Here is a 25,684-nt window from a genome sequence, read left to right on the forward strand (position 1 = left end):
ACAAAAAAGCTAGCAGCTTACAAGCTGCTAAATATTCTAATGACCAATCTTCCTCCCCACTTTTTCAAAAGCCATAGGACATTGACCGCAGCTGCAAGGCTGCGTTGTCGGATGCTATGGGTGACAAGCCGGCCCGCAATAAGCGCGGGCCGGAACCGTCGCAGGACCTCGTTAGAGGTCCGAACGGCGACGTCCATTTATTCTTTTCTATTATTTATAGAACCAGATAGGGATTCAGTCTGTCTGGCGGACTCACGTAGATTGATTGCCTTTCCAAGGCGGGCAAGTGCCTGCCCCAGGGGATTATCGCCAACATCGAACAGGGTTCGGGACTCAATGTCGAGCGATGTCCGATGTACTTCGATACTCTCGGCGCGTTCTGCCTCCGCCTGAACACGATCATCCGGAACAGGAGGGGCCATGCCCCAACGTCCAAGGAGCTGCCGCGCCCGATCGGGCAGGGACATGCGATAGGCGTTGCTGGTTTGCTGCACCTGGGGGCCACGACCCTCATTTCCAGTCGGCTGATAGCGCCGCAGCCAGTCGAGGAAGCCATGGGCGCGCAAGTTCTTCAGCGCCCGCACGATCGCGTCACGCGAGCGCCTGAGCTTTAACATGAGGGTGTCTATCGACGGCTCCAGCCGGCCAGTGCGGAAATCAACGAGATTGGCGAACAGCTCCAGCAACTCGATCGCCACGCCTCCTAATGGTCCATTGCGAGCACCAGGTTGCCGGCCGGCCAGTTCATAGCGCCGCGCTGCGAGCAGGATCGTGCGTACATCCTGCCGGTTTGTTCGTCGCCAGAAGACACCTTCGCATCGTCCGCGCGCACGGCTCTGCCGCCGAACAGGTGTGCGTTCCCGTTCGGCCGGCGCTCCTGCGAGCACCGTCCCAATCTGTTCAAACATGGTCTTTTCCGCCTCCTTTTAAGGCGGGCATGACTGTGGACAGCAAACAAAGATTCATCGTTCCTGCAAAGGACACCCCTTGCAGGTTCGTGAACGCTCGACTATGTTGGGACTTGAAATTGGAAGGCCCCAAAAGCCGACGTCGTAACTGACCGAAAACCCCTAGCCGTTACCAGCGGCGAGGGGTTTTTTCGTTATGCCCTTATTTCATTTTCAACAAACGCCTTTAAAGCCAACTCAAACACTTGCGCCCGCGACGCCAGTCCGCGTTCTGTCTTGATCTTGTCAAGACAGTCCACCAGATCGGTGGGAAGATCGGTACTTACATATACCCGCCCCGCCTCGCGCAAACGCTGGCGATGGGCTGCCACTTTTTCTCTGACTGGTTTCGCTGTGCTCATCGTTACATGAAACTGCGATTCGGACTGATTCTGCAAGGTGCAAATCTGCAGTGGCATCTTTTAGTGGTCACTCACCAAGAGACGAAGGGTGGGTGGAGAGTTTGAGAGGCGGGGCGGGGGCGCCTCTCAACTGGTTTGAGCCGGGTCGATCCCGGCTTGAACCAGCTCGCACGATCCACATTTATGCTTACAAACAGATTATAATCTGCTATCTTTTTACAGTAAAAACCCGGCGAAAGCGCCGGGTTCTATTCGTTTGTGAGAAAAACGGGCTACATTCCCGCTTATCACTACCCAGCAGCCATAGCCTGTAGGTCGTCGTGGTTCTGCTGTTCATCATCAACATTCGAGCGCAACGGGCCGGGGAGCCATGCCTTTCCGGCAAGGGCCTTTTCCGCGAGTGAGACCGCCTCGGCCTTGGGGGCCTTGCCTGCGGCCTTGATCGCGCTTTTCGCGCAACCGGCATCCTCCATCGCCTCAGTAATCTGCACCTTGGACAGCCGGGAGAGGAACGGGGCCTGTGCCTCCCAATGGCTTTTCATGTCGAGTTTCAGCGCGACGGCCAATTGATCGGCGTGGGCCAGCCGCTCGCGGTCGTGATCATGCTTGGCCTCGACGGCATTGATATTGGCAGCGGTGACGACTGCCAGCAGCTCCAGAAGCTCATGCGGGGGCTGTTCCAGCAGCCATTCCCACAGGTCACCAGGATCCCCGGGGAGCTTGTAGCCCCATGTCTCGTGAATGCGGGTCCACTCAGTCAGCGCCGCGCATGCCTCCGGCTCCTTGATCGACGGGGCCAAATCCTTCAACTGGCCGCTGATCTCGATGGCCGTACCAACTCGCCAATAGCCGTTTCCGGTCAGGAAGGTTTTCAGGACCAACGGATAGAGCATGACGGCGAGGGCAAGGTTCGGGCGAGTCACCAGCTCGTTGCGCATGGCGGCGGTGCGGATCGCGGTCAATTCCTCGATGAGCGCCGCCGAATAGGTCACTGCCTGCTCTGCCTCATCATCGTTATCACCATGACCAGCGGTATGGCCATGGACGTTCCCGGCGCTGGCGGCTTCGCCATCCTCGCCGATCTCGTCGGCCTGCTCTGCGGCCTGCGGATTACGCAAGAGACGCAGCGCCGCCAGATCTTCGGGCCGGACAAGCCCTTGCTCGATCTGCGGGGTTCCACCATTGCCAATGGTCACGATGCACCCGGCCAGTGCCTTTTCCCCAGTATCGTAGACCTTGGCCGCGCTGCGGATTGCCTCCATGCGGCTTTCGATCCCCGCAAGCTCGGCCTCGTCGGCCTCTATGGCCGGATCGCCCTCGGCATAGTCCTCGATGCGGCCCGCGATTTCATCGAAGCGCTCGGCTAAGGTGGAAAGCTCGGACTGTTCAGCGTCGGTCGGAACGTTGCCCTTGGGGAAGATACGAGCAAAGCCGCCATTGTGGATGGCTGAGGCCTCGAGTCCTGCGTCCACCCATTTCCACCCCTTGATTTTGAGGGTATCGGCTTCCTGTTCAAGCTGTCTGGTCGCCAGCGTCACGAGCAGAGCGCGATCCGTCAGGAACGTGGTGTCGGCCTCGGCAAACAGATCGCGCATGATCGCACCACCTGCGGCCTCGTAAGCCTCGATCCCGACAAATAGGACGAGCTTGTCAGTGCTGCGGACGTGATCGCGGGTCAGCATGGCACGGAGAGAATAGGGGTCCCGGTTCCATGACTGCGTTTCGAACCATGACCGATCCTGCGCGGTGTGATCATCGCTGATTGCCAGTGCCTTGGCCTGATCGATGCGAATTTTATCCTCGCGCAATTCCCCTAGAATTTTAGGGGAGAGATTGGCGAGCTTGAGCCTCTGGCGCACGGTGGCGACGGATTGGCCGAACCGGGCGGCGATGTTTTCAGGGGTCATGCCGTCCTCGACAAGCTGGCGATAGGCCAGAATCTCATCCACGAGGTGCATGGCCTCGCGCTGCGTGTTCTCGGCAAGGGAAATCTCGGTGTCGCTGTCGTCACCGGAACGAATGTTGCAGGGAATGAGCGTGCTCTTGTCCAGTCGGCCTTGCGTGACCAGAAGGGTGAGCGCGGCAAGGCGGCGGGAGCCGGCGACAACCTCATATTTGTTGCCGCGCTTCGCCTTCCGAACGGTGAGGTTCTGAATCAGACCATGCGCCTTGATGCTGTCGGCCAGTTCCCCGACATTGACTGCGGCATTGAAGCGCCGAACGTTGGCGGGGCTTGGAACAAGGCGGAATAACTGAATTTCCTTGGCATCAGATGACAGATAGGTGATGCCGAGGGTGCTGTCCTCGATCTCGGCGGCGACGGCTCCAACGATGGTTTCGGATACAGTGATAGCGTTCATGGGAATGGTCCTCATGTTGATGTGATCGGAAAATGTCAGTGGGGGAGGGGAGCGGCCATCAGGCGTAGCCGGTCCAGCTGATGGGGCGACCGTCCCAGAGGAAAGCGGTTCGCACATTGTCGATGCGCACGGATTTGGAGCGCCCGTTGACGCGGCGGCGCATAGGCTTGCCGGTGAAAGCGTCGAGGTGAGGGACAACCTTGCCGGTCATCCACGGTTCATCGCCCCTGTCGGCAGAGATTTGTCCGACCTCGCGGACCTCCACCATGTGTGCGCCGATGATGGCGGTCACCTGATAGAAATTGATGTTGGTCTGGTCGTAGCCCCATGAGGCATAAAGGACATGGCCGGTCTCGAACCCGTGCGGTTTTTTGCGCTCGTCGCGGCGCTCCTGCTTCCATTCCGACCAACGCCGCCGCCCCTCGAAATGTTCGCGGATTTTGCGTTCGCGGGCCGCCATGCTGGCAAAGCTATGATGCCAGTCGGGCTTCGCGGCCTTACCGTGGAAGGCCACGGCGGCGGGTCGCCCCTTATGGCTGGTGTAGATATAGACAATACCATCGCTGGCCTTGTCGGCGATCTTAACGGAACCGTTCGGGATGTAGAATTCGCGTGAGGGGGCAAAGCGCATCATTCGGCGTCCTCCCATTCGTAGGCATAGACGGCGGCCGAGCCGATCCCGGCGACGTGACGGGCGCATGTACCGCCGCAAATGCCGTCTTCGTAGGCCGGGAAATATCGGTCATAGGCGGCGTCGAAATCCGGCAAGTCACCGTTGAGCCGCGCCAGTTCCCCCGCGAAGCTGAAAAACCATTCCTCGAAAGTAGGTTCACACATTCCCTTGTCCTTTCCTTTTTGGACTGCGAAGCAGGACCTCGTCCTGCTTCCCGGGGCCGCGCGAGCGGTGGGATGGAGGGGGAAAATAGCCTTCGCGGGGAACCGGCTGCACGGAGCGACCGCCAAAGCGGGCGTGGAGGAAGCTGGGCGGAAGGCTATTTTGGGGGCGAGAAGGGCAAAGCCCTCGGTTCCCCCATCAGGCAAACGAACTCGCGCAATCGCGCGTCACCTCCCGGCAAAATGCCGGATGCACGAAGGATCGTCACCGCTCGTCGGCGGAAACCCGGAACGGGGTTCCGTGGAGCTGCGGCCTAGCCGCGGCGGAATAGAGCCTGGTCGCGGAGAGACGTGCCCGGCTGCTTTTGGTGGCAATAGGTAGATGATAATTATTCCCACTTGCTCTTTACGCAATTTTTCAGTACATAAATCCTGTATTTTGCAATTTGATGCGGAGCGCACTGTGGAGCATTTTATAAAGCGGCGATTTCCCCCGGCCTTGTTCAAGAATCTCTTTCTTGATCTGGAAGACCGGCTACGTGCGTCGGCACTTAAAGCCTTCACAATGGTGCGCGATCATGCCGGACTTGATCCCAGGGGAAGCCGGGAGCTGGAAGGGCAGGCGCGTTTTCGTATGATGGAAAAAGGGTTTCGGGAAACCTGCGAACTCCATGGTGGCAAACTGCTCGAGAATGGAATCATTCCGTTCACCGACCTGAAAATCTTCCAGCCTTTCATGCGATTTGAAGTGAATGGGCAGGGGGTCATTTTCGGCCTTGCCGCTATACCTGAGCCGAAGGTGCTGCCCGTCAAGAACATGTCACGCAAGGCTGGCGTAACGCTCAATTATTACCTCTCACCACGGCTTGACCTTGATGGAACTGGCCCCAAGATTGGTGACATTCTTATTTTGCTTCTTGTTGCTCGTGACCGTGAACAGGCCGGAAAGATCAGTGAATTCGCGATTGGCGTGATCGATGCTGGTTATGAACAGTATCTTTTTTACGAACCGCTCGACAAATACCTTGAAGGCTATGCCGATGAGCCGGTAATTGCCCCAGCGCCGTCGTCTGGGACTGGCGCGAAAGCACCCGTCATCAGCCTGAAGAAGACGATCAAACCGTTTGTGCCGCCGGAACGGCCTGACGGCGGTGATGACAACGAGAGAGATACAAAGTGACCCGTGCTGATAAAGCCGGGGAAGGAAATGCATGCGTGTAGGAACTCCGGGGTTCGTCCCTGAAAGATTGATCGAGGCGAGAGCAGCACGAAGAATTCTAAGCAAAAAGGCATTGGCCACCCTGATCAGCGTCAACCCCAGTACCGTTACCCGCTGGGAGGACGGGACCAGCGCCCCTGATGCTGATGCCTTAGCCGAATTGGCGGCTCACCTTCACGTTCGCAGAGAGTTTTTTCTTAGACCGGTCGCCAACAGCGACCGGCCTCTGTTTTATCGCACCTTGGCATCGACTTTGGTGAAAGATCTGAACTACCAGGAATCCCAGATGCACTGGCTGCAGGAAATCAGCAGCATCGTCGAGCATTATGTGGATTTCCCGGAGGTTGATATTCCGGACGTGTTGCAGGGTGCGTCCTATAAGCAGCTCCGCGACGAAGATATCGAGCAGATTGCATCGGACCTGCGTATCCATTGGAATGTTGGTGATGGCCCGTGCATCGATATGATGCCGCTGCTCGAACGCCTCGGATGCATTGTCGGCTCTATTGAAATGGGAACATCCAAGCTGGATGGGCTGTGCAGTTGGGTTGAAGGCAGCGACCGACCGCACATTCTGTTGTCGACGGATAAGATGTCATTCCCGCGCCGACAGATGGATGCTGCGCACGAACTCGGTCACGCGATCCTGCATCGCCACGTTACCGAGGAGGAGCTGAAGAAGGATCTCAAGGAGATCGAGCGCCAGGCGTTTCGGTTTGCAAGCGCATTCCTGATGCCTGCAACCACATATTCTTATGAGGTAAAGAGCGCGTCGCTTGCGTCTCTACTGTCCCTGAAGGAGCGCTGGCGGGTTTCGGTAAAGGCGCAGATCCGACGCCTTTCGGATCTGGATATCATCCCCTCCGACCATGCGACATCACTTTACAAGCTGTATTCGGCCAAGGGATGGAGCCGGGAAGAGCCTCTGGATAAGAACTGGCCGATTTCAGAGCCGACAGTTCTTGCCAACGCCCTGCAGCTGATCGTGGATTCAGCCGTGCGCAGCAAATCCGATCTGCTGAGCGTAGAGTTCACCATGAAAGCTGGCGACATTGAAAACCTCACGGCCTTGCCGCCAGGATGGTTTTCTAGAAATGCAGAGGTCATAGGGCTGAAGCTGCGGGACACCCTGACAGATCGTAACACCGGTGAAGCTTCAACCATTTTGCCCTTCCCGTCGCGGAAGTGAAGCTGGAAAGTGAAGGAATCCCATGAGACTGGAAGAATTTCTTGGCCTTGATGAGGGTGGCTATATATCCCCAGATGAGGCTGCTGAACTAAACCGCGACTTAGCGGCAACGAAACTATCCGACATAGCTTCTGCTGATCGTCAAAATGTACTGGATTATCTTTTGAAAGCGATGGAGTTCGATTCAGTCGAACATAATATTCGTGGAAATATAGACGATCTCATCAATGACCTGCAAACGGCCAGTTAGGCTAGTTTTCAGCTTTTAGGCTCCCATGAAAAACCTACAGATCTACGATGAATACACGATCTCCCCACCTAGCAAAGAGCATAATCCATCCATTGATGGCGCATCCTTACTAGAGATAAGCGACGTAATTCGTAGAATAAGAAACTACTCTATATATTTCGAAAAACATTTCAGAATAAAATTCAGAAAATGGGAGGATTACGACGGATACCCTTTTGAGGACTTCTACGGGATATATTATATTTCAGGAGAAAAATTTGATTTTAATCGCGATGAAAACATCACAGTTTGTTTTAAAGACACCCATAAGGAAGACTATGACTACATAGCAATGGCCGCTCGTGACACGACGACGGCCTACAAGCGTGGGAAAAGGATACAACCACAAGAGACGAAATTTAAGAGAGAGCGTGCAATTATCTGGCGAAAGCTGGATGAGCCGACTGTCTGGGTAAAGAACGAAGTCCGTCGTCTGAAAACCATCGTAGACCAACTCGATGAAAAAACCAGGACTTTGAGTTCATGGGCTGACAGCGATTTGAACATGCAAGTTTTTTGCTCGACCTCGCTTTGCCGCACCTATTCTGACACAGCTATCATCTCGAATGACAAGCTCAGAGTCTATGCAGGTAACGGACTAACGTTCGAAGAACTGAAGCTGAAAATGAAGTGTACAAAATGCGGAACGCCGGCATCCCGTTTTGTTGCAACCTAACCAATTATCGAAAGGCGCCCTCCTCGATGGCAACGTCAATCCTTTGAAAGGCCGGCTTTATGCCAATTTCCAGGATATCAAGCAGCCCGTAATCATTGGTACGTTGCGCCTCGTCCTGGAACCAAGTTAGCCACTCTGCAACGCCTTTCTTGCCTTCGATTTTCTCACGCAAGGCCTCCGCTACTAGTTTCACACATGCAGCTATAAGAGCCGACTTCGCGTCCTCAATTTCTTTCTGGAACGATGCCCGCTTCTTACGCAACGATTTTCCAGCATCGGGATCCAAGGTTTTCAGCAATTTTGAGAAAACCACAAAATAGAGATCAGCAGCGTCAAACATAGAAATAATGAGTTGCTGCGCCGATTGGCTCACACCCGGCATTCTTTTGATTTTACCACTGACCGCAATTTCCGAAGCTGCCTCGGAGACGCTGTATTCGTGCGCTTGGGACCTCAGCTCGCGCCGGTAGTTGTCTAGAAGGCGAAGCGTCGGTCTATTATGATTGATCTTTGTCACCGCGCAAAACCACCCCATAACTTATTGGTTCAAATCAATATCCGCTCGATTTCATCTAAGCTTACATCATCACTTCGACGATCATAAAGCTGCGTGGTCCGGGTAGATGAGTGGTTGGCAATATTAGCTGCTTTTTCTAGTGTTCCACCGTTTTTCAGGTAAGTGGTAATCCCCGTCGCTCGAAAGGTGTGATTGCACACGGCCGTGCTGATACCTGCCGCGATCGCACGACGCTGGATCATTGCATAGGCATTGGCTTGGGGTAGGGTATTGCCGGAAAACTTATCAGTGCCGCGCCTAATGGTCTGAAACAAGGGCGCTCGGGGTGTCCCCTGCAGGCCGGCCGCCTCGATAAAGTCGTCCAGGAAGGCTTCAAGCGAATGATGACAGGGCAGCTCGACCTGCTTGCCACCTTTTTCGTGCAATCGAACCCATAACCGGCGGTTCTGGCTGAATACGTCGCGCACCTCCATGCTCGTCGCGGCACCAATGCGGGCAAACGTGTAGGTCATGAGCCCGATCAGTGCGCGATCACGCTTGCCGATCAGTGTTTCAGTGGAAATGCTGTCTAGGAGCTGGCGGGCTTCCTCGGCCGAGAGGGCAGGGGTCTTACCGCGTTTACGGGAGTGCTTCGGGCCGCGTACAGAATGGGCGGGATTGGACGCCATAGCCTGTCCCGTGACGAGCCAGTCGAACAGGTGCCGCACCGCCGCCAACCTTTGTTTGACGGTCGGCGCCGAATGCGTGTGCGTCATTTCCTCGACCCAGCCGGCAACATGAATAGGGGTGATCGTGTCGAGAGAGCGAGCGCCTCGCGCATCGCACCAGCTTAGAAACTCCGAAGCAGCTTTGAGGTACGATCGGCGGGTATTATGATTACGAATCCGGGCGGTGAAGAACTCAAGGAACCGCATGCGCACCCGCTCTGCGCTTATCGCAATTGCGACCGGCAATATATCCGCGTCGGATGCAATGACGAAGCTCATTGCGCCCGACCCCAAGTCCAGCACTCCTCGCGGCAAGCATGATGAAACGCCAACTCATCCGCAAAGGAGCGACCAATCCGCCGCGAGCCTTCGGCAAAGCCGGAAAGGGCATTTTTCTCCAGTTCTCCATCCTGCAGGCCGCTTTGGTTGACGCAGATCGCAGTCAGCAACGGTAATTTTCGCGCATGGCAGATTTCCAGAAGCCGATCCAGATGACCATGTTTTCCGTTCATCTGATGCCGCGCCTTGCTCCACTCGACGCCGCTTGCTTTTGCCAGGTCGCCATAGGTGATGCAGATCCCTGAAATCGCCGCCTGCTTTAGGGCGGAGATCGATTTCTCAAGATCGAGCCCCTGTCGCTTGCCGGAGCGACGGCCGCGCTCCTCAAGGAGTTCGAAATAAAGCGGAGCGTCTGTCCGGCCCTGCTTTTCAAAATTCACGATCCACTGATCGATCTCACCATCTGACTTTTTTGAGAAATCGGTCATCTTGCCCCCTAAGCAACTCGTGCAAGTTTAAAGCCGTGCAGTTTGAAGTAAGATTGCAGCGTGAAGAGTATGGTTGTCAAAACTCGACCTAAGCATTCCCTGCAAAGACCCGGCTTTGAGATCAATCTGGCCCGAACTGTAATTGTACGTGAATGTGTATCGGTTGCCGCCAATCGTTACCCAGCATGTCCTCGCCAGATTGCCTTTTCGCTCGTAAACCTCGACTTTATCAACTGCCAGATTCAACCGCGCCCTCACCGCACTCGAAAGCGGCATTATGATCGCGGCTACATTCGGCGCGTGGTGATTGGCCTCGGCAATAACTTTCGTAATGAAGTTGTCGATCTCGATATTCGTCCGCAAATGTCGCGCCATTTTATCCCACTTCTATATATGATAAAGGACATTATCACATATATGAGAGAGGTAAACGGTCGTGCCATGCCTTCGTTGCACACAAGAAGGTATACTCGATTTCAGGAGCACAAAACTAACTGTGCAGTTACGGGATCATAGGTGTAATCGGTGATCGTATTATCCTTGATCTTCTCCACCGCATCATCCACGACGAAGCGCGGCACGAGGAACCACTCGCGCGGTGCTATCGGCTTGCCAAATCGATCCTTGATCTCAACGTCCAATCTGGCAGGTTCAAATATCCGATGGATCAGATTTTCGAGCCTGACACGATTAATATTGTAAAGTGTGTAGGTCGCGACGATTTCCACGTCTGCCATCAAGAACGTGGGATCCAATTTCGCATTGGCAATCCGCCGAGCTACATCACCGCCAGTCACTCCGATCTTATGTAAAACACCGCGATTAGCCGCGACGACCGGATGATCAGATTTGCTGCGCAGAACATAGATGGTGCCACTTGCGACATCGTCGTCGCCCTTGTCACCAGAGAACAAAGGGCCGGCGCTTGGTTCTGTGATCCTCCGACCGGCCTCGTCCTTGTAAAGGGCGCGCTGTAGTGAACGCAGCAACAGATCGCTTTCGGTGCCATTGGAATAGATCACACGAAGCCTTGCGTCGGTTTCGCCATTCGGCGCCTTAATGGGTTCACCAACTTCAGCGACATATGCTGTCTGGCCGCCAAGGATGAAAAACTGACCCACTTGAATATCGGCTTTCAAGAAACCCGAATCCTTGACGAACTGCCGGGTTGTGCGGGTACCGCTCTCAAGATCGGCCTGCACCTGTTGAAATAGCGGCTTGAACCTTTCGAAATCCAGGCATTTTTCCCGGCGGGCTATTTCTTCGGCTTCGCGCTTCTGCGCGCTAGTCCGCACATGGCGAAGCGTCGTAATGTCTAAAGAACCTGCAGCGCCTTCCAGCTCGGCCATCAGAGCATCGTCATCCATCGAATCTGCCGCAATGACATCAATATCGAGCGTGCCTCTCAGCAGTCCTTGGGTGTCGAACGGTGTGAGAAGCGATCGACATTCTTCCAGCGCTCGAAACCGGTCGAGCCGGACAGCATAAAGCCGCTCGAAGATGTCGCCGCCTTCACCATGCCGGGGCGAGTGGCCGTTCTTTTCTACGAAACGTTGAATCTCCTCATAGCCAGCGATAATGCGTTCCTCGCGCGGCGAACGGCCACCCTTCTTCTCCGGCTGGGCGAAGTCTGCCAATTCGTCGCGGAGTTCATCAAGGTCAAAGTCACTCATAGCGGCCCTCATCCTTGAATCGGACGAATGCGGCGGCGCCTTCGGCAAGGTGCTTTTCCCAGGCATCGGCCGAGCTGATTGATGGCAGCCGTCCGCGCTCGCGCTTGAATTCGACAGCGCGCTTGGCGATTACCTTGGCCTCGTCGGGGGTAAGGCTGGTGCGCTTGGCGGCAATGGCGGCGGCAACCTGCTTTAGGCTCTCCTCGCTCATCGTCTTGGCGAGGATGGCATAGGCCTCGCCGAATGGATTGACCCGGTCGATCAGGTCAATGTCCAACTCCTTCACATCCATCGCGAACTTGCGAACACCGTCGACAAAGGCGGTGTTGCTCTTTTCCTCACCGAGCGAACTGCCGGCCGCGACCTCCTTTGCTTTCTGGGTGAGGTTCAGCGCGGCAACCGCGTGCTGGCGTACCGCTTCCTGATCCTCGGCATCGAGATGCGGAAACTTGTCCTTGACGATCTTTCCCATACGCACTTGGGTCAGTTCCTCAGGCACTAACTCCTCGTCAAACAGGCCGCGCTCAATCGTCGTCTTGTCCTGTACGAAAGCCGCGATTACCTCGTTAAGGTCTTGTTGGCAGATACGGGTCGCTTCCTCACTTTTGGGCGTAGCCAACCCCTTGATCTCGATCTGAAACTTGCCCGATTCATCGTTGAATCCGACATTACACTTGTCTGGGTCGTAGCCGCCCTCACCATAGTCAAATCCAGGTGTAGGTTCATTTTGCGGGTTCTTCGGCCTAAACTCAAATCGGGGCGCAAGCACTTGCTCCATCAGCAGGCTGGCGGCGATGGCCTTCAACGTGTCATTTACGGCCTCTGTAACGATGTCGTCGGCTGCAGCAGGCTCAGCAATTAGGTTTGAGAAACGAGCGCGTGTTTTGCCCGGCGCATCGCGGGTAGCGCGGCCGATGATCTGCACGATCTCGGTCAGGCTAGAACGATAACCGACCGTCAACGCGTGCTCACACCAAATCCAGTCGAAACCTTCCTTCGCCATGCCGAGCGCAATGATGATGTCGACGTGATCTCGGTTGTTTTTCTGGGCGGGATCTTTAAGCGCGGCGGACACACGGTCGCGCTTGGCGGGATCGTCATCGACCAGATCGGCAATGCGTAGAATCCTGCCGTCCGCCGTCTTCACCAACTGGAAGCCGGTGACGGGATCGGTTCCCTGCCAGGTGCCCAGCTCCTCGATGATGTGCTCGACTTCCTTGATCTTGTCCTTCGTGCTCTCGCGCGAATTGACGTTCGGGATGTGGATGATCGTTTTCTCGGCGGGGTTCAGCACCTTCAGGATGTCGTCGGCATAGGAGTCCGAGTAGAAAAAATAGCCGATATCGAGCTGCTTAAGATACTGATAGCCGTTTAGCTGCTCGTAATAGGTGTAGGTAACGCTCTCGAACTTACCCTCGTCCTGCGGCGCCAATACCGCCTCGGCGTCGCCCCGGAAATAAGAGCCGGTCATAGCAACGAGGTGAACGCGGTCACGCGTGATGAACTCACCCAGATGCAGGCCGAGCTTGTTGTCGGGGTTGGACGAGACGTGGTGGAATTCGTCTACCGCGATCAGTCGATCATCGAAGGCCTCGATCCCGAACTTGTCGACAGCGAAGCGGAAGGTCGCATGGGTGCAGACCAGCACCTTGTCTCCACTTTCAAGGAAGACTCCGAGCGCGTTGACCTTGCCGCCATTGTCGTTACCCGGAGCATTGCAGAGATTCCACTTCGGCTCGACGCTCCAGTCGGCCCAGAAACCATGCTTGCTAAGCGGCTCGTCGTGGAAACTGGAGCCGATGGATTTTTCCGGCACGACGATGATGACCTGCTTTATGCCTTGGTTTGTCAGCTTATCGAGCGCGATAAACATCAACGCTCGACTCTTACCCGAGGCAGGCGGCGACTTGATGAGTAAATATTGCTCGCCACGCTTTTCAAATACACGCTCCTGCATCGGGCGCATTCCGAACTCATTGGCCTTCGTGGAGCTACCATTGCTTGCATACGCAACTGAAACAGAAGGAACTGATTTAATAGAACTATTGGTCAAGCGCGCGCCCCTGCCTTCAATCTTGTCCCCTGCGTGGCGGACATCTTCGTATAGAGTTCGAACAGCTTTTCGAGCCGTTCTGTATCATTTTTAAACCGACGGCCGATGTAAATCCGCTCAAGCACTTCATCGTTACGATCATGTGCCGCACGAAGATCTTCAGGCATGGTCTCTGGATCATAAAGCTCAGAAATCGCAGCCGGGAAATGAGCCTCCCGAGCAAGAAGAATATCTTCAGCGCATCTGGTAAGATCCACTCTATTTTTTTCTGTAAGAGCGGGAACCGGGAACGTGTTCCAAACTAGGGTACTAGAGTAACGATAATCTGTCTTTATCCTTCCTGCGACGGTATCAACCCAAACCATATGCAATTTGGAAGAAAGGACCGAAAAATCCACGAGATTTGCATCGTATATCGCAGAGGCAGAATCCGCTATTACCTGAACCTCTCCATTCAGAAGCCCAGCTGTAACATATTCACGCCTTTCTGAAAAATGGCGAGGAACAACTATACTGACACCATTAGTGTGCGGCGAGAAAACAAATCTATGAGATGTTCTGGCATTTTGATTGGCTTGCTGGCCACGGCTTTCTGAACGAAGCTGCCTCACCTTTTCAATTCTTCGATTAATGCTCGGAACTGCACGGGCGGCACTAATATGATCGTCTTCTATCCACAAGCAGTACCTACGTGTACCTCGTATGAATTCTTGAGATCCTATGTACTCTCTAATCCACTTATGAGATTCCGGCGCTTCACTCAATAACAGTGCACGCTCTTCGGGAGATAGGATTAGATTCCCGCCGTCTGTAGGCTTATTTCCATAATCCATTCGAGAAAGTGGATGGAGCGGCACGTTCCGCTTTACGACGATATTTTGCGAACCAGAGACAAGATATGGCCCTACGATAGGAACCTCTTGAACCATATCCGCAGAAAACAACTTAGATAGAGGTGGCCTAATTGTAGAAAGACCAACAATTATACAGGTTACCGCCGCTTTGTTGCTAGCAAGATTACTCCAAAGAAAAGACTTGTGAGCGAAATTTATAACGTTTCCCTCACCAAATATTAGAGGCCACAACATTCCAACCTGCTCGCCTTGCGTTATGGAGTTTGTAGTAACAAATGCAGATGCAGACCCTGTAAGGCGATTAAACTGCGCGGCCTTAAACATAAAGGCCGCTACATAGTCTAAATCTTTATATTTCGGAAAAATTGACGAAAAAATTCGTGCCATATCCTCCTTTTGCAAAGTCGTTTGGTTTACGCTCCCCTGATAAGGGGGATTAGCGCAGATATAAGTCTCTCCACCTTCATTCTCAAATTCAATTTCAGCTTGCTTAACTGGAGATCCAAAAAGATCATCTGATTGATGCCTAACTCCCTTACCAGTAGGCGGACAAATACTTAGCCAATCAAGTCGCAGCGAGTTTCCGCAGGTAATCCAGTTTTGGGCGTCTAGTGGCAGGAAGTCGCGGAGCGCTTCCTTCTGGCCACGATACAGCACATCACACTGGTATTCGGCGATGATGAGCGCCAAGCGCGCGATTTCGGCTGGAAAATCGCGCAGTTCGATACCACGAAAGTTTGTCAGCGGAATTTCTGTGCGTTGGTCGGGCTCGTCACGACGGCGATTAATCTCCGCCTCAATGGCTCGAATTTCTTTGTAAGCAATGACGAGGAAATTTCCTGATCCACAGGCTGGATCAAACACACGGATCTTCGACATACGCTTTCGGAGGTTGAGCAGCATACGCGCATTGTCGCCGGCCTCATGCAGCTTCTCACGCAAATCATCGAGGAAGAGAGGATTGAGCACCTTGAGGATGTTCGGCACGCTGGTGTAGTGCATGCCGAGTGCGCCACGCTCCTCGTCATCGGCCACCGCCTGGATCATCGATCCAAAAATGTCCGGGTTAATCTTTTTCCAGTCGAGACTTCCGATATGCAGTAGGTAAGAACGAGCAATGCGGCTGAAGCGCGGCACATCGGTGCTACCCGAAAACAGCCCCCCGTTCACATAAGGAAAGCGGCTTGCCCAGCGTGGAACACCGGTGGCGGCATGTGCTTCCGCTCTCGTGTTCATGGCACGGAATAATTCGCTTATCACCTCATGGGTGTTCAACGAATCCTTGGCGCTCATCGTCTCGATCGCCGACGTGAATGTAGCTCCGCTGTCGAAAATCTCGGTGTCCTCAGCGAAGAAGCAGAATATCAGCCGTGCCATGAAATGGTTCATGTCATGCCGGCGCTGCGCCGTTCCCCATTCGGGATTATCCTTCAGGAGCTCGACATAAAGCCGGTTCAACCGGCTGGTTGCCCGAATGTCGAATGAGCTTTCGCGCACCTGCTTGACCGTCGTGATGCCAGCCAACGGCAAGAAAAACCCAAAATGGTTCGGGAAATCCGTGAAGGCGCAAGAGATCGGCGCATCGTCAGTCGTAAGGTCTTCAGCTTCGAACAGATCACCATCCGTCGCCAGCACGAAACGCGCTTTCGCCCGCGCCGTAGCCGGGCTCGTCTTCAATGCCTCCAGCGTGCGAGTCACGTTGCCGGGATTACAGGTGGCAATGTGAATGTTGTTCGTCTGGAGAACGCCGCCAAGGTCGGATTTGTTGGACTCACCTTTGCGCAAGCGCTTCAGGGTAGTCTCCTTGTTTCCGAAGGCCTCAAGGAACGCATATGGAAATTCGTCGGCATCGAACGGCCGCTCCGCCAGCGCCGATATGGCTTCTTCAATTTCGACCGCGTTCATGTACTTCCCCCTGCCTCCGATGGACCCAACCGGAAAGGCTCAACCTTGATCTTATTTGCCCGACGCATCACCTCTGCTAACTCATGATCAAGCTGGCGCAGAAGCCATTCGCGCGCGGGCGTTCCAAATGCTTTTTCAAGCCGGACAGCCATCTCTGGCGAGATACCTGATCTGGCGTTCAACAAATTGCTGAGAGTCTGCCGATCAACGCCAAGCACGCGAGCTGCGTCAGTAACGCTAAGCCCATACTTTTCAAGGCAATCCTGTCGAACTACTGTTCCTGGATGCATACGACGTTCTCAATAAACTTCAATGCCAAAACGCTTATAGTGATAATCGACACTCGACAACTTTTCCATGGAGGAGACAGGCAATTAGCCACAGTTTGAATTATCGACTTAGGCCAAGTCCTTTTGATCGGGTAAGCTGCTGCTTCAAGGTGTGTTCATGGGTCAGCTCGGCCATACGCGTCCGATCGACCATGCGGGCAATGGTTTTGATCTGCTCAGCCTGCTTCGCCAGCTCTGGATGCTGCTCAAGCTCCTTGGCAAAGTTACGAGGATCGGAATGACCGAACCGGCGCGTGAGCGCATTGGCGACCAGCCTGGCTTCCTCGAGCGCGATCTGGCCATCGGGAGACGATCGCAACTCATTGATAAACTGGCCGCGTTTCTCGATCGGCGTCTTCTCGACTTGAGCGATAATTTCGGCGCTACGCGGCGAGAGGCCTGGAACCTCGACGACATCACGCTTTTCGCGCTGCCACTGCTCGGATTTTCGCTCCTCTGCCAGACGCCACTCCCACCCTTCAGCAGAACTGCCTATATGCGTGGCAACCGCTTTCGCATAATACAGGGCGGCCTTCCGTTCCTTGTTGTCACCAAGCAGACCTGATTTGCCGCGTAGTTCCCCGAACCGCTCGGGCTGCTCGGCCATGGCCTTCGCCATCACCTTGCCATTGCCTTCCTTCTCGATGATGGCAGCCTTCAGGCGGCCCGCGACCTCGACCGGATCGCGGAAAACATGCCGTGCCACCGACTCCACGGCCTCAAACCGCTGTTCGAAGACGGACATCGCCTTTTCGCGGGCAACATGCTCGACGCTGAGATCATGGCGCGTGATCGCCGGCACAAGTGGCTCTGACTTCTCGGTCAGCCGCTGGCGCTGTCGATCGTCGCCAGAGTCTCGGCCGGGATTATCCTGGGTAGAATCTACGCGACCGTGCTCAGGACCGGCCTGCGATCGAAGTCGCTCATCATGAACGCCTGTCTCGACCGCAAGCCGGTCCTGATGCTCCCGTGCGAGATGGGGCGCAGGGGAGCGTTGATCCTGACGTTGCATTGCAGCACGATCAACCTCGATCTCGCTGCTGACGCCGAAACGCTCCGCGATCCCCCGCCGCTCGGCAAAATCCCTGACATAATCCAGCGTGGTTTCCTTCGCGCCGGAACGCGACAGGCGGCTTTCGAGCTGCTGATAGGCCAGCTCGCCGCCCTCCACGACACGCCACGAATTGCGTTCGGTCTGTGTGCCGTCCGGAAGCGTGACAGGAGTGGCCCCTTCATGCTGCAGGCCGATCCTGTCCCCGATCTCGGGCGAAGCTTCCTGCAGGGCACGCTTGAGATCGACGCCCCAGACGGTGCGCTGTTCACCTTTGTCGTTTTCGAGCGTCACGAAATAGCTCTCGCGAGCCTCGGGATTATGCTCATAGGGCGCGGTCCCGTGCTCGACCAACCGGCCGGCATTGGTGAACTCGTCTTGCGCGGCATAGAGCTGCACGCCGTCGCGATGCCGGGTCATGGCGACGTAGGTCAGATGCTGGTCCATGGTGGCGGACGCCAGCACAAAGGCGCGATCGACCGTCGCCCCCTGATTTTTATGGATGGTGGTCGCATAGCCGTGATCGATCGCCTGATAGCTGTCGGTGGGAATGCTGACGCTATCGCCGCCCCGGCCGTCGAGCTGCGCAATGATGCGGCCGGCTTCGACATGCTCGACGGTGCCAAGCATCCCGTTCTTCACATCGAGGTCGCGATTGTTCTCAAGGAACACGATCCGGTCGCCCGGTGCGAACTCCCGCTTGCCGTCATTGGTCTGAAAAGTCAGTGCGCCGTTCTCTTCACCTCGGGCCAGCTCACCGCGCTCCTGAAGGCCGGAACGAATGTCCTGATTGATCGCCCGCACATCGGCGCGGCGATGCGCCATGGCAACCCGGGTGCCGTCCGGACGCTGATCGCTACCGCGCCGTGCGTCACGGTCGGCAAGGTAGTCCTGCACGATCGCCGCCCGCGCCTCGTCGCCGGTGTCCGCGAAACTGATGTTTCCGTTATCCCGATAGGCAGCCAGCCCCTCGGCCGTCCGATGCGTGGCAAAGGCTACCGACGCCTCCCGCTGCCAGCCCTCACGCTGACGCCGGATTTCCGACAGTTCAACATGGCCGAGACGTTCGGCAAGGATGCGGAACGGTGCGCCGGCCGAGATCGCTTGTAGCTGCTGATGGTCTCCGACAAGCACGATCTTCGCGCCGCGCTGCTCCACCTCCCCAATGAAGCGGGCGAGCTGGCGACTTCCCACCATGCCGGCCTCATCGATGACAAACACGTCGCCGCGGCCGATCGTGCCGCGGTCGTTTTCCCAACCGCGGGACCATGACGCCAGAGTACGGCTCTGGATGCCTGAACTCTCCTCCAACCCTTCGGCCGCCTTGCCGGCCAGTGCCGCACCATGAACCTTGTAGCCCTGCGCCTCCCATGCCTCACGGGCGGCTGCGAGCATGGTGGATTTGCCAGCGCCGGCGAATCCGACGACAGCAGCAATGCGCTCCGGCCCCGTGACATATTCGATCGCCTGGCGCTGCTCGTCTGAAAGCCGAGCCGAAACATCGCCAGAACTTTTCTGGATGGCGGCATCCTGCCGCCCGATCGCGCGGACGACATGCCGCCGATCGACGCCATGGTTCTGCGCCTGGTGCAAGCGCTCGGCCGCCTGCATCATGCTGCTTTCGGTCTCGCACATTTCCCGCGTCGAATAGCGCGCTTTCAAAACCTCGCCGGTCTGCGCGTCCTTCTGCTCGGCCTGAAGCATCACCAGCGCCGGCGAGGCCATCACCTGCGCAAACGCATTCTGATAGGCCTGCGCGTCATCGTTGATGTAGCGATGCAAAGTCCGCGCAATGTCGTGCCGATCGAACACGCTCTTTTCGCCGGTGATCAGCGTCAAAACCTGCTCTGGCTTTTCCCGGATCAGTTCGGCGTTGCGCTGCGCCTGCTCTTCGTCCAGCCGCGATCGTTCGACCTCCATCCCCTGGCGCAGCATCTGCGTGGCATGCACGCCCATATGCTCGGTCGGCTCGATCTCAAGTCCACGCTCGGAATGCGAACGATGGTCGATGCGAATATCCAGACCCTCACGCATCAACTGCTTGTTGGCGATATGCTCCCACGACTGGCGGATTTCCCGGAGCTGCATGTCGGTGGTAGCGATACCGTTCGCCAACAACCATGCATTCTTTCGCTCAAGATTGGTCTTGTCGCGCAATCCCTCTTCCGAGACCGCCCGCGTCGTCATCATCACATGCGCATGATAATTTCGAACATCGCCCTGCTCATGCGGCGCATGGATCGCAAAATCCACCGCTGCGCCATACCGGTTCGCCAAATCCTGAGCGAAGGTCTGCGTTGCCCTCAACCGCCCTTCCGCCGATAGCTCATGCGGAAGCGCAATCTCGAATTCGCGGGCGACACGAGCGTCTTTCCGGTTTTCGGCACGCTCGGCCGCATTCCATAAGGTCAAACGGTCCAAAGCCCAATCGGCCGAAACGCCTTCCGGAAGGACGATCTCGGTATGCTCTACACCTTGCTTGCGAGTGAAGTCATGCACAAGGCCATCGCGTTCGTTCGTCAGGCGAACGGCGCAACGATAAGCCGCCGATGCTACGGCGCTGCGACCGGACGATCGCGAGATTGGCTTTGCGCTGAGATGGTAGATCGCCAAACGACATCCTCGAATTCCAAGAGAGGATACAGAGCACTGACTTGCGCAGCAAGTCGTAAGTGCGCCCTTGGTAGCCTCAATCGCTCCGCTCAATCGGCCACGGTATGGCGCTCGCGGAACCATCTTTCCAAAAAATTTCACCGGTAAAAAAGGGGCATTGAAGCGAGCGTTGTGGACCATGACAATCAGCGGTACGCAAAGTCTTGTGAAACGTTCATGTTTGTCTAGTGTGCACACAAACATGAAAAGCTGGAGAAAAGCATGGCGAATGAGACGACTGCAACGCTTGCTCTACTGATCGATGGCGACAACGCCTCTCCGAAGATCGTCACGGGCCTGCTTGCCGAGATTGCCAACTACGGTGTCGCCAGCGTCAAGCGCATCTATGGCGACTGGACAGGCCCCAACCTCAAAGGCTGGAAAGAGTGCCTTCTTGAGCACTCCATTCAACCGGTGCAGCAGTTCGCTTACACGACGGGCAAGAACGCGACGGATGGCGCGATGATCATCGACGCCATGGACCTGCTTTACACAGGACGCTTCTCCGGTTTCTGCATCGTATCGAGCGACAGCGACTTTGCCAGACTTGCATCGCGGCTGCGAGAACAGGGCGTGACGGTCTATGGCTTTGGCGAACGCAAGACCCCTCGCCCGTTCATCACGGCTTGCGACAAGTTCGTTTATTTCGACGTGCTGAACGCCACGGCACCAGAGCAGGAAGCGGCGGCTATTGCCGTAGAGCGGAAAGCGCGGCAGTCCATTGTGACGGCAGAAGTTGCATTGCCCGCCGCCAAACCTGCGCTGGTAAAACCGGCACTCGATAAAGGCGCGCTCGAAATGCTTGCGAAGGCCGTGACCGCTTCCACTGAGGAAGACGGCCGCGCCAATCTCGCGCGTGTCGGCGGCCATCTGGCGAAACAGGCTCCGGATTTCGACGCCCGCAATTATGGCTTCGCGCGCCTCTCCGAGCTGGTCGAGGCGTCCGGCCTCGTGGACATTGAGCGCACCGGCGATCATCCGAAAATCATCATGGTCAAGCTCAAGGCCGCTCCCGCAACGAAGTGAAAGGATCAACCGTGGCAAGGAAGTCCATCGAACAGCGCCTGGCTGAGCTGGATGCGCAGCGCTCGGCGCTGAAAGCCAGGCTCTCGAAACAAGATCGCGCCAACGACACACGCCGCAAGGTACTGCTCGGCGCTCTTGTGCTGCATCGTCTCGAAAACACTAACGATCCGGAATTCACCAAGCGCCTCGGTGACTGGTTGCGCCGCGAGCTGCCCGGCTTCCTAACCCGCGACAATGACAAGGCGCTCTTTGCCGATCTGCTCGGGCCGGAGCCGGCGAACACGGCAGAGAATAGCAACAGCACGGAGGCCGCCTCATGAGTCGGGCAACGCTTGCATGGGCCGCCTTCAAGAACATGTTGCGTGCTGCCGCCCGTGATCCGCTATGGGCATTCGTTTCTCTGCTGACGGCTCCCTTCCGAATCTGGAAGCCGCTGCTTGGGGTTCTCTTCCTCCTCGTCATGGCGCTGTTCGTCGTCGGCTTCGGCGGCCGGTTCGCGCTTCAGCAAATGGGCTTCGGCGTCGGCAGCGTTCCGTTTCTCGCGCTCGATCTCGTGACGCTACTAGTCCTCGTCTGGATCGTTTTCCGCGTCATCACCAATCCGCTGATTATCCACTTCGGGGACATGGCCGACGATACGCACGGCTCGGCCCGCTTTGCCACCAACAAGGAAATCGCTCCCCTCACCCGATCCGATACCGGCCTGCTGATCGGCCGCGATCCGAAGTCGAAAAACCTCATGCGCTATGACGGGCCGGCACATCTTCTCACCATGGCCCCGACGCGCACCGGCAAGGGTGTCGGAACCATCATCCCGAACCTGCTGACCGCCGACCGCTCCGTGATCTGCATCGACCCCAAGGGAGAGAATGCAAAAATCGCTGGCCGCGCGCGGCAAAAGTTCGGGCCGGTCCATGTCATCGACCCCTTCGGCGTCACCGGCATGCGCTCGGCCGCGTTCAATCCTCTCGACACGCTCGATCCGGCCAGCCTCGATGTCGCTGAAGACGCCAGCACCTTGGCCGACGCCCTCGTGTTCGATGAACCAGGCATGGCGGGTGAGGCGCACTGGAATGAGGAAGCAAAGGCTCTTATTGCCGGCCTTCTGCTCAAGATCGTCGCCGTCGAATCTCCCGGCCGGCGTCACCTCGGCACGCTACGCGAATATCTCACGGTCGCTCCGGAGACATTCGCCGCCCTGCTCAAGCGCATGCAGGACTCCGACGAGGCGGGCGGCCTGATCGCCAGAGCCGCAAATCGCCACCTTGGCAAATCCGATCGCGAGGCCGCAGGCGTGCTGTCAGCCGCGCAGCGCCATACCCATTTCCTCGACAGCCCGCGCATGACAACGGCGCTAAGCAGGTCCGATTTCCGCTTTGCCGATCTCAAGCACGGCAATGCGACGGTGTTCCTTGTCCTGCCGCCCGATCGTCTGTCCACCTATTCACGCTGGCTGCGCCTGCTTGTCAGCCAAAGCCTGCTCGACATGGCCCGTGATCCGGCAAAACCACCCGTGCCGGTTCTCTACCTGCTTGATGAGTTCGCCGCACTCGGCCACCTGGCTCCCGTCGAGCGTGCCATGGGCCTCATGGCGGGTTACGGCGTCCAGCTCTGGCCAATACTGCAAGATGTCCACCAGCTGCGCGCCACCTACGGACAGCGCGCTGGCACCTTCCTCTCAAACGCTGGCGTGCTTCAGGTCTTCGGCGTCAACGATCACGACAGCGCCCGGCTGGTGTCTGATCTGCTAGGACAGGAAACAGTCGTCTTCCAGACCATGGCTCGCGCTCTCGATTCCGAAAAATCCGGGATCTCCTACAGCCAGCAACACACGGCCCGACCGCTGCTCACTCCCGACGAAGTACGCAACCTGCCAGCGCAAGGGCAACTGCTGTTCCTCGCCGGCCAACGACCGATCGTCGCCGGCAAGCTCGCCTATTATATAGATCCTGAGTTCAGCGGGGCTTTTGATCCGGCATGAGTGACGATGCAGTTAAGGAAGCTGAGGCCATGTTCAAAACGCTGGAATGGACTTTCGGCATGATTGCGCAAAGTGGTCCGGAAAAGCGCCAGTATATGGCCGATGCCTACCGCGAAGCACAGGAGCTGATCGCCAACATCCCGAAAGAGAATGGTGATGCTCGGCCTCGTATCCTTGCATGTTTCGCGCGCTCGGATGCTTACAGAGCTGTAGAGGATGATGCTTGTGTAGGTTGGGTGCTATCTGCAATTCAGGAAAGGGTGAATGAGCAGAATTTACCTAATTGGCGAAAGTTTCGGAAAGTCGTGAAAATGGCGGTCAAAATGCTCTCTGCGCCGAAACCAACGGTACACTGAAGAGCTTCAATACGGTCCCCGGCGCTGAACGCCGGGGCTTTGTCATAAAAGGCCCTCCGGCTCTCTACAGCCCAATTTGGATAAGAGCATTCGCCTCCGGGCCTGGTGCGGCTCCCGCCGCACAATCAAGCAATCGCCTGCAAGCCTTTATTCCGGACAACCGTTAACAAACGGAGCGCCGGACCACTTGGCCTTTTAACGCCGCGTTCCCAATCCGAAACCAGCCCCTTGCTGACGTTGAGATAGCGGGCGAAAACGGGCTGCGAGATACTTTCGCGCTCACGGATAGTGCGAATTTCCTCCGGAGTCAGCGCCTCTACTGTTGTCAGGCAACCTTCATCAAATTCACGCATCGTCTGTTTGTCGATCGCGCCGGACTCGAAAAATCCCTCCATCATTTCATGGACGGCTGCCATTGCCTCACTCTTGTAAGTCTTTGTCATCGCATTTCACCTCTAACATTCGCCCCGTATCGACTTCCGCTTTCATTTGCGCGTCTGTAAATCCCAAGACGAGTTTCGCGGCCTTTTTCATGTAAGCCTCATCCCCAGCATCGAGATTGGCCATATCACTCTTCGCAAACCCGAACGCAAAGACCGCTCTCGTTTGCGCTCGAAAGAAAACCAGTGTCCGGAATCCGCCAGACTTACCAGCGCCGGGCCGAGCAACGCGCTGCTTAATGAGGCCAGCCCCTAGGTCGGCATCAATCTGGCCGCGTTCGGCGCGCGCAACAGCCTCACAAAGCATCGCGTCAGAGATTTTCTCTTTCCGGGCAAACTTCTGAAACCAACCGTTTTTAAAAACTCTCACGACACTTCCTACACCTTAAATATAACACCAAGCGTTACACTTCAAGAGCGTCCCTTCGCATCATCCCTAAGAGCAGCGATTGCGCGCTCGATGGTCTCGGCCAACGTGATCTCATGCTGATCCGCATAATTGTAAATCGCCTCGATCGTATCTGCGCGAAGGCGTGTGGCGAATTGTTCTGTACGTCCTGTTTTTCGACGAGTTCTACGGGTAGCTCGAATGGGGGCTGCTGCTTCGGAAGCTGTAGCCTTGGGCGTTTCTCGGAAACCAGCGGCTCTGGTGGCAGCTTTCACAGCATCATTGTCGACAGGCGGTGCTGGTGTGTTGTTCAGATTTCCAAAATCGAGGGTCGCGCGCTTCTTATCTTCGCTACTCATGCACCCTCTCCTTTCAAAACGTTGATAACCGCTTGGGCAAATTCCCGACCATTTTCTTTGGCGCTTTCCAATCCCGACACATCGGATCGTTCCAGATCGTGAAGTATTCCGCCGAGAGAAAACAGTGCCCGGTAAGCAGCGCGGTCGATCAGAGTTGCAGGCAAGACCGGGATTGCCGCGTCGGAAAACTGTCGATCGATATCGCGAGCGGTTCGTTCGCGAATAGCGGGCGGGACGCGCGTGAAGAAAACCCTATAAGGAATCTCCCGATTAGCAACCTTCCGCATCTGGTGAACCAGCTTCACGGACTTAGCGGCCTCTGACGCGTCAAGAACAGAGCTTTGGAGCGGAATTAAAACGAGATCAGAACGGGCAATCGCAAAACCAATTCGGTCGGTGGCGGTTCCTTCCAGGTCAACGATAACAAAATCAGCATTTGCCCGGGCCTCCTCGATCGTATCGATGATAGTCTCGGCTGAATCATCAATCATAAGCTGGAGGGTGTCCGGCGTCCCTTTCAGACGGGCCCAGGCTTCAAGCGGGCGGTTGGGGTCGGCGTCAATCAAGACCACACTGCGACCGGCCGCCGCGAACTCCCCAGCGAGCACGACAGCAGATGTTGTTTTACCAACTCCACCTTTGCTCGATACGAATGAAATGACTGGCATGAAGCATCTCCAAATCTGCTAATTAGCAGAAAGCTAGCAGATATGTATTTATAAACAATTTACATGCAGCTTGCTATCAGCA

The 25,684-nt window shown here is 56.1% G+C and carries 26 protein-coding genes; 8 read left to right on the forward strand and 18 right to left on the reverse strand.

What is annotated here, in order from left to right; all coding sequences use genetic code 11:
- Positions 1 to 197: 197 nt before the first annotated feature.
- The 5 genes from AC0JZ8_RS24705 to AC0JZ8_RS24725 all read right to left on the reverse strand — a co-directional run bounded on the left by AC0JZ8_RS24705 (position 198) and on the right by AC0JZ8_RS24725 (position 4,506).
- A complete protein-coding gene (locus AC0JZ8_RS24705; RefSeq protein WP_471893883.1) occupies positions 198 to 908 on the reverse strand; it encodes a helix-turn-helix domain-containing protein in 711 nt (236 codons plus the stop codon).
- 194 nt (positions 909 to 1,102) lie between these two features.
- On the reverse strand, positions 1,103 to 1,345 hold the full coding sequence (locus AC0JZ8_RS24710) for a hypothetical protein (RefSeq protein WP_471893884.1): 243 nt from the start codon (positions 1,343 to 1,345) through the stop codon (positions 1,103 to 1,105).
- Positions 1,346 to 1,599: 254 nt separating this feature from the next.
- Positions 1,600 to 3,669 carry a ParB/RepB/Spo0J family partition protein gene (locus tag AC0JZ8_RS24715; RefSeq protein ID WP_471893885.1) on the reverse strand — a complete coding sequence of 690 codons (2,070 nt, stop codon included), beginning with the start codon at positions 3,667 to 3,669 and terminating at the stop codon, positions 1,600 to 1,602.
- A 58-nt stretch (positions 3,670 to 3,727) separates the two neighbouring features.
- The gene (locus AC0JZ8_RS24720; RefSeq protein WP_471893886.1) at positions 3,728 to 4,303 is read right to left on the reverse strand and encodes a hypothetical protein; all 576 of its coding nucleotides are present in this window, start codon (positions 4,301 to 4,303) and stop codon (positions 3,728 to 3,730) included.
- Positions 4,300 to 4,506 carry a hypothetical protein gene (locus AC0JZ8_RS24725; RefSeq protein ID WP_471893887.1) on the reverse strand — a complete coding sequence of 69 codons (207 nt, stop codon included), beginning with the start codon at positions 4,504 to 4,506 and terminating at the stop codon, positions 4,300 to 4,302. The genes AC0JZ8_RS24720 and AC0JZ8_RS24725 overlap by 4 nt, the downstream gene beginning before the upstream one ends.
- Before the next feature lie 460 nt (positions 4,507 to 4,966).
- Between AC0JZ8_RS24725 and AC0JZ8_RS24730 the strand changes: the two genes are divergently transcribed.
- From AC0JZ8_RS24730 to AC0JZ8_RS24745, 4 genes are read left to right on the forward strand one after another with little or no spacing between them, the layout of a single operon-like run.
- Complete coding sequence (locus tag AC0JZ8_RS24730) at positions 4,967 to 5,683, forward strand: hypothetical protein (RefSeq protein WP_471893888.1); 717 nt, start codon at positions 4,967 to 4,969, stop codon at positions 5,681 to 5,683.
- Positions 5,684 to 5,714: 31 nt separating this feature from the next.
- Positions 5,715 to 6,911 (forward strand): ImmA/IrrE family metallo-endopeptidase, encoded by a 1,197-nt coding sequence (locus tag AC0JZ8_RS24735; RefSeq protein ID WP_471893889.1) that lies wholly within the window; start codon positions 5,715 to 5,717, stop codon positions 6,909 to 6,911.
- A 22-nt stretch (positions 6,912 to 6,933) separates the two neighbouring features.
- A complete protein-coding gene (locus AC0JZ8_RS24740) occupies positions 6,934 to 7,161 on the forward strand; it encodes a hypothetical protein (protein ID WP_471893890.1) in 228 nt (75 codons plus the stop codon).
- A gap of 25 nt (positions 7,162 to 7,186) precedes the next feature.
- Entirely contained in the window at positions 7,187 to 7,876 is a 690-nt protein-coding gene (locus AC0JZ8_RS24745; protein WP_471893891.1) for a hypothetical protein, read from the forward strand.
- A gap of 4 nt (positions 7,877 to 7,880) precedes the next feature.
- On the opposite strand, the gene AC0JZ8_RS24750 is transcribed toward AC0JZ8_RS24745, so the two are convergent.
- The 9 genes from AC0JZ8_RS24750 to traA all read right to left on the reverse strand — a co-directional run bounded on the left by AC0JZ8_RS24750 (position 7,881) and on the right by traA (position 20,345).
- Complete coding sequence (locus AC0JZ8_RS24750) at positions 7,881 to 8,393, reverse strand: hypothetical protein (RefSeq protein ID WP_471893892.1); 513 nt, start codon at positions 8,391 to 8,393, stop codon at positions 7,881 to 7,883.
- A gap of 29 nt (positions 8,394 to 8,422) precedes the next feature.
- Complete coding sequence (locus AC0JZ8_RS24755; protein ID WP_471893893.1) at positions 8,423 to 9,379, reverse strand: tyrosine-type recombinase/integrase; 957 nt, start codon at positions 9,377 to 9,379, stop codon at positions 8,423 to 8,425.
- On the reverse strand, positions 9,376 to 9,867 hold the full coding sequence (locus AC0JZ8_RS24760; RefSeq protein WP_471893894.1) for a hypothetical protein: 492 nt from the start codon (positions 9,865 to 9,867) through the stop codon (positions 9,376 to 9,378). Before AC0JZ8_RS24760 ends, AC0JZ8_RS24755 begins: the two co-directional genes overlap by 4 nt.
- A gap of 27 nt (positions 9,868 to 9,894) precedes the next feature.
- Complete coding sequence (locus AC0JZ8_RS24765) at positions 9,895 to 10,242, reverse strand: hypothetical protein (RefSeq protein ID WP_471893895.1); 348 nt, start codon at positions 10,240 to 10,242, stop codon at positions 9,895 to 9,897.
- Positions 10,243 to 10,343: 101 nt separating this feature from the next.
- Positions 10,344 to 11,540: a GIY-YIG nuclease family protein gene (locus tag AC0JZ8_RS24770; RefSeq protein ID WP_471893896.1), complete on the reverse strand. Its 1,197-nt coding sequence runs from the start codon at positions 11,538 to 11,540 to the stop codon at positions 10,344 to 10,346.
- Positions 11,533 to 13,506 carry a DEAD/DEAH box helicase gene (locus AC0JZ8_RS24775; RefSeq protein WP_471893897.1) on the reverse strand — a complete coding sequence of 658 codons (1,974 nt, stop codon included), beginning with the start codon at positions 13,504 to 13,506 and terminating at the stop codon, positions 11,533 to 11,535. Before AC0JZ8_RS24775 ends, AC0JZ8_RS24770 begins: the two co-directional genes overlap by 8 nt.
- Before the next feature lie 83 nt (positions 13,507 to 13,589).
- Positions 13,590 to 16,352, reverse strand: coding sequence for a class I SAM-dependent DNA methyltransferase (locus AC0JZ8_RS24780; protein WP_471893898.1), 2,763 nt, complete (start codon positions 16,350 to 16,352; stop codon positions 13,590 to 13,592).
- The gene (locus tag AC0JZ8_RS24785) at positions 16,349 to 16,642 is read right to left on the reverse strand and encodes a HigA family addiction module antitoxin (RefSeq protein WP_471893899.1); all 294 of its coding nucleotides are present in this window, start codon (positions 16,640 to 16,642) and stop codon (positions 16,349 to 16,351) included. The genes AC0JZ8_RS24780 and AC0JZ8_RS24785 overlap by 4 nt, the downstream gene beginning before the upstream one ends.
- Before the next feature lie 100 nt (positions 16,643 to 16,742).
- A complete protein-coding gene (traA, locus tag AC0JZ8_RS24790) occupies positions 16,743 to 20,345 on the reverse strand; it encodes a Ti-type conjugative transfer relaxase TraA (protein ID WP_471893900.1) in 3,603 nt (1,200 codons plus the stop codon).
- Positions 20,346 to 20,606: 261 nt separating this feature from the next.
- On the opposite strand from traA, the gene AC0JZ8_RS24795 reads away from it, so the two are divergent.
- The 4 genes from AC0JZ8_RS24795 to AC0JZ8_RS24810 are packed head-to-tail and all read left to right on the forward strand — an operon-like array spanning position 20,607 to position 23,747.
- The gene (locus tag AC0JZ8_RS24795) at positions 20,607 to 21,410 is read left to right on the forward strand and encodes an NYN domain-containing protein (protein ID WP_471893901.1); all 804 of its coding nucleotides are present in this window, start codon (positions 20,607 to 20,609) and stop codon (positions 21,408 to 21,410) included.
- 11 nt (positions 21,411 to 21,421) lie between these two features.
- A complete protein-coding gene (locus AC0JZ8_RS24800; RefSeq protein ID WP_471893902.1) occupies positions 21,422 to 21,730 on the forward strand; it encodes a mobilization protein in 309 nt (102 codons plus the stop codon).
- Positions 21,727 to 23,391 (forward strand): type IV secretory system conjugative DNA transfer family protein, encoded by a 1,665-nt coding sequence (locus AC0JZ8_RS24805; RefSeq protein ID WP_471893903.1) that lies wholly within the window; start codon positions 21,727 to 21,729, stop codon positions 23,389 to 23,391. Before AC0JZ8_RS24800 ends, AC0JZ8_RS24805 begins: the two co-directional genes overlap by 4 nt.
- Positions 23,388 to 23,747 carry a hypothetical protein gene (locus tag AC0JZ8_RS24810; protein WP_471893904.1) on the forward strand — a complete coding sequence of 120 codons (360 nt, stop codon included), beginning with the start codon at positions 23,388 to 23,390 and terminating at the stop codon, positions 23,745 to 23,747. Before AC0JZ8_RS24805 ends, AC0JZ8_RS24810 begins: the two co-directional genes overlap by 4 nt.
- A 125-nt stretch (positions 23,748 to 23,872) precedes the next feature.
- Here the strand turns inward: AC0JZ8_RS24810 and AC0JZ8_RS24815 are convergent, their stop codons facing one another.
- From AC0JZ8_RS24815 to AC0JZ8_RS24830, 4 genes are read right to left on the reverse strand one after another with little or no spacing between them, the layout of a single operon-like run.
- Complete coding sequence (locus AC0JZ8_RS24815; RefSeq protein WP_471893905.1) at positions 23,873 to 24,190, reverse strand: helix-turn-helix domain-containing protein; 318 nt, start codon at positions 24,188 to 24,190, stop codon at positions 23,873 to 23,875.
- Positions 24,168 to 24,557: a type II toxin-antitoxin system RelE/ParE family toxin gene (locus tag AC0JZ8_RS24820; RefSeq protein WP_471893906.1), complete on the reverse strand. Its 390-nt coding sequence runs from the start codon at positions 24,555 to 24,557 to the stop codon at positions 24,168 to 24,170. The genes AC0JZ8_RS24815 and AC0JZ8_RS24820 overlap by 23 nt, the downstream gene beginning before the upstream one ends.
- A 41-nt stretch (positions 24,558 to 24,598) precedes the next feature.
- On the reverse strand, positions 24,599 to 24,934 hold the full coding sequence (locus tag AC0JZ8_RS24825; protein ID WP_471893907.1) for a stability/partitioning determinant: 336 nt from the start codon (positions 24,932 to 24,934) through the stop codon (positions 24,599 to 24,601).
- On the reverse strand, positions 24,931 to 25,602 hold the full coding sequence (locus AC0JZ8_RS24830) for an AAA family ATPase (RefSeq protein ID WP_471893908.1): 672 nt from the start codon (positions 25,600 to 25,602) through the stop codon (positions 24,931 to 24,933). The genes AC0JZ8_RS24825 and AC0JZ8_RS24830 overlap by 4 nt, the downstream gene beginning before the upstream one ends.
- Positions 25,603 to 25,684: the final 82 nt, after the last annotated feature.

It is taken from the genome of Velazquezella soli (assembly GCF_977018685.1).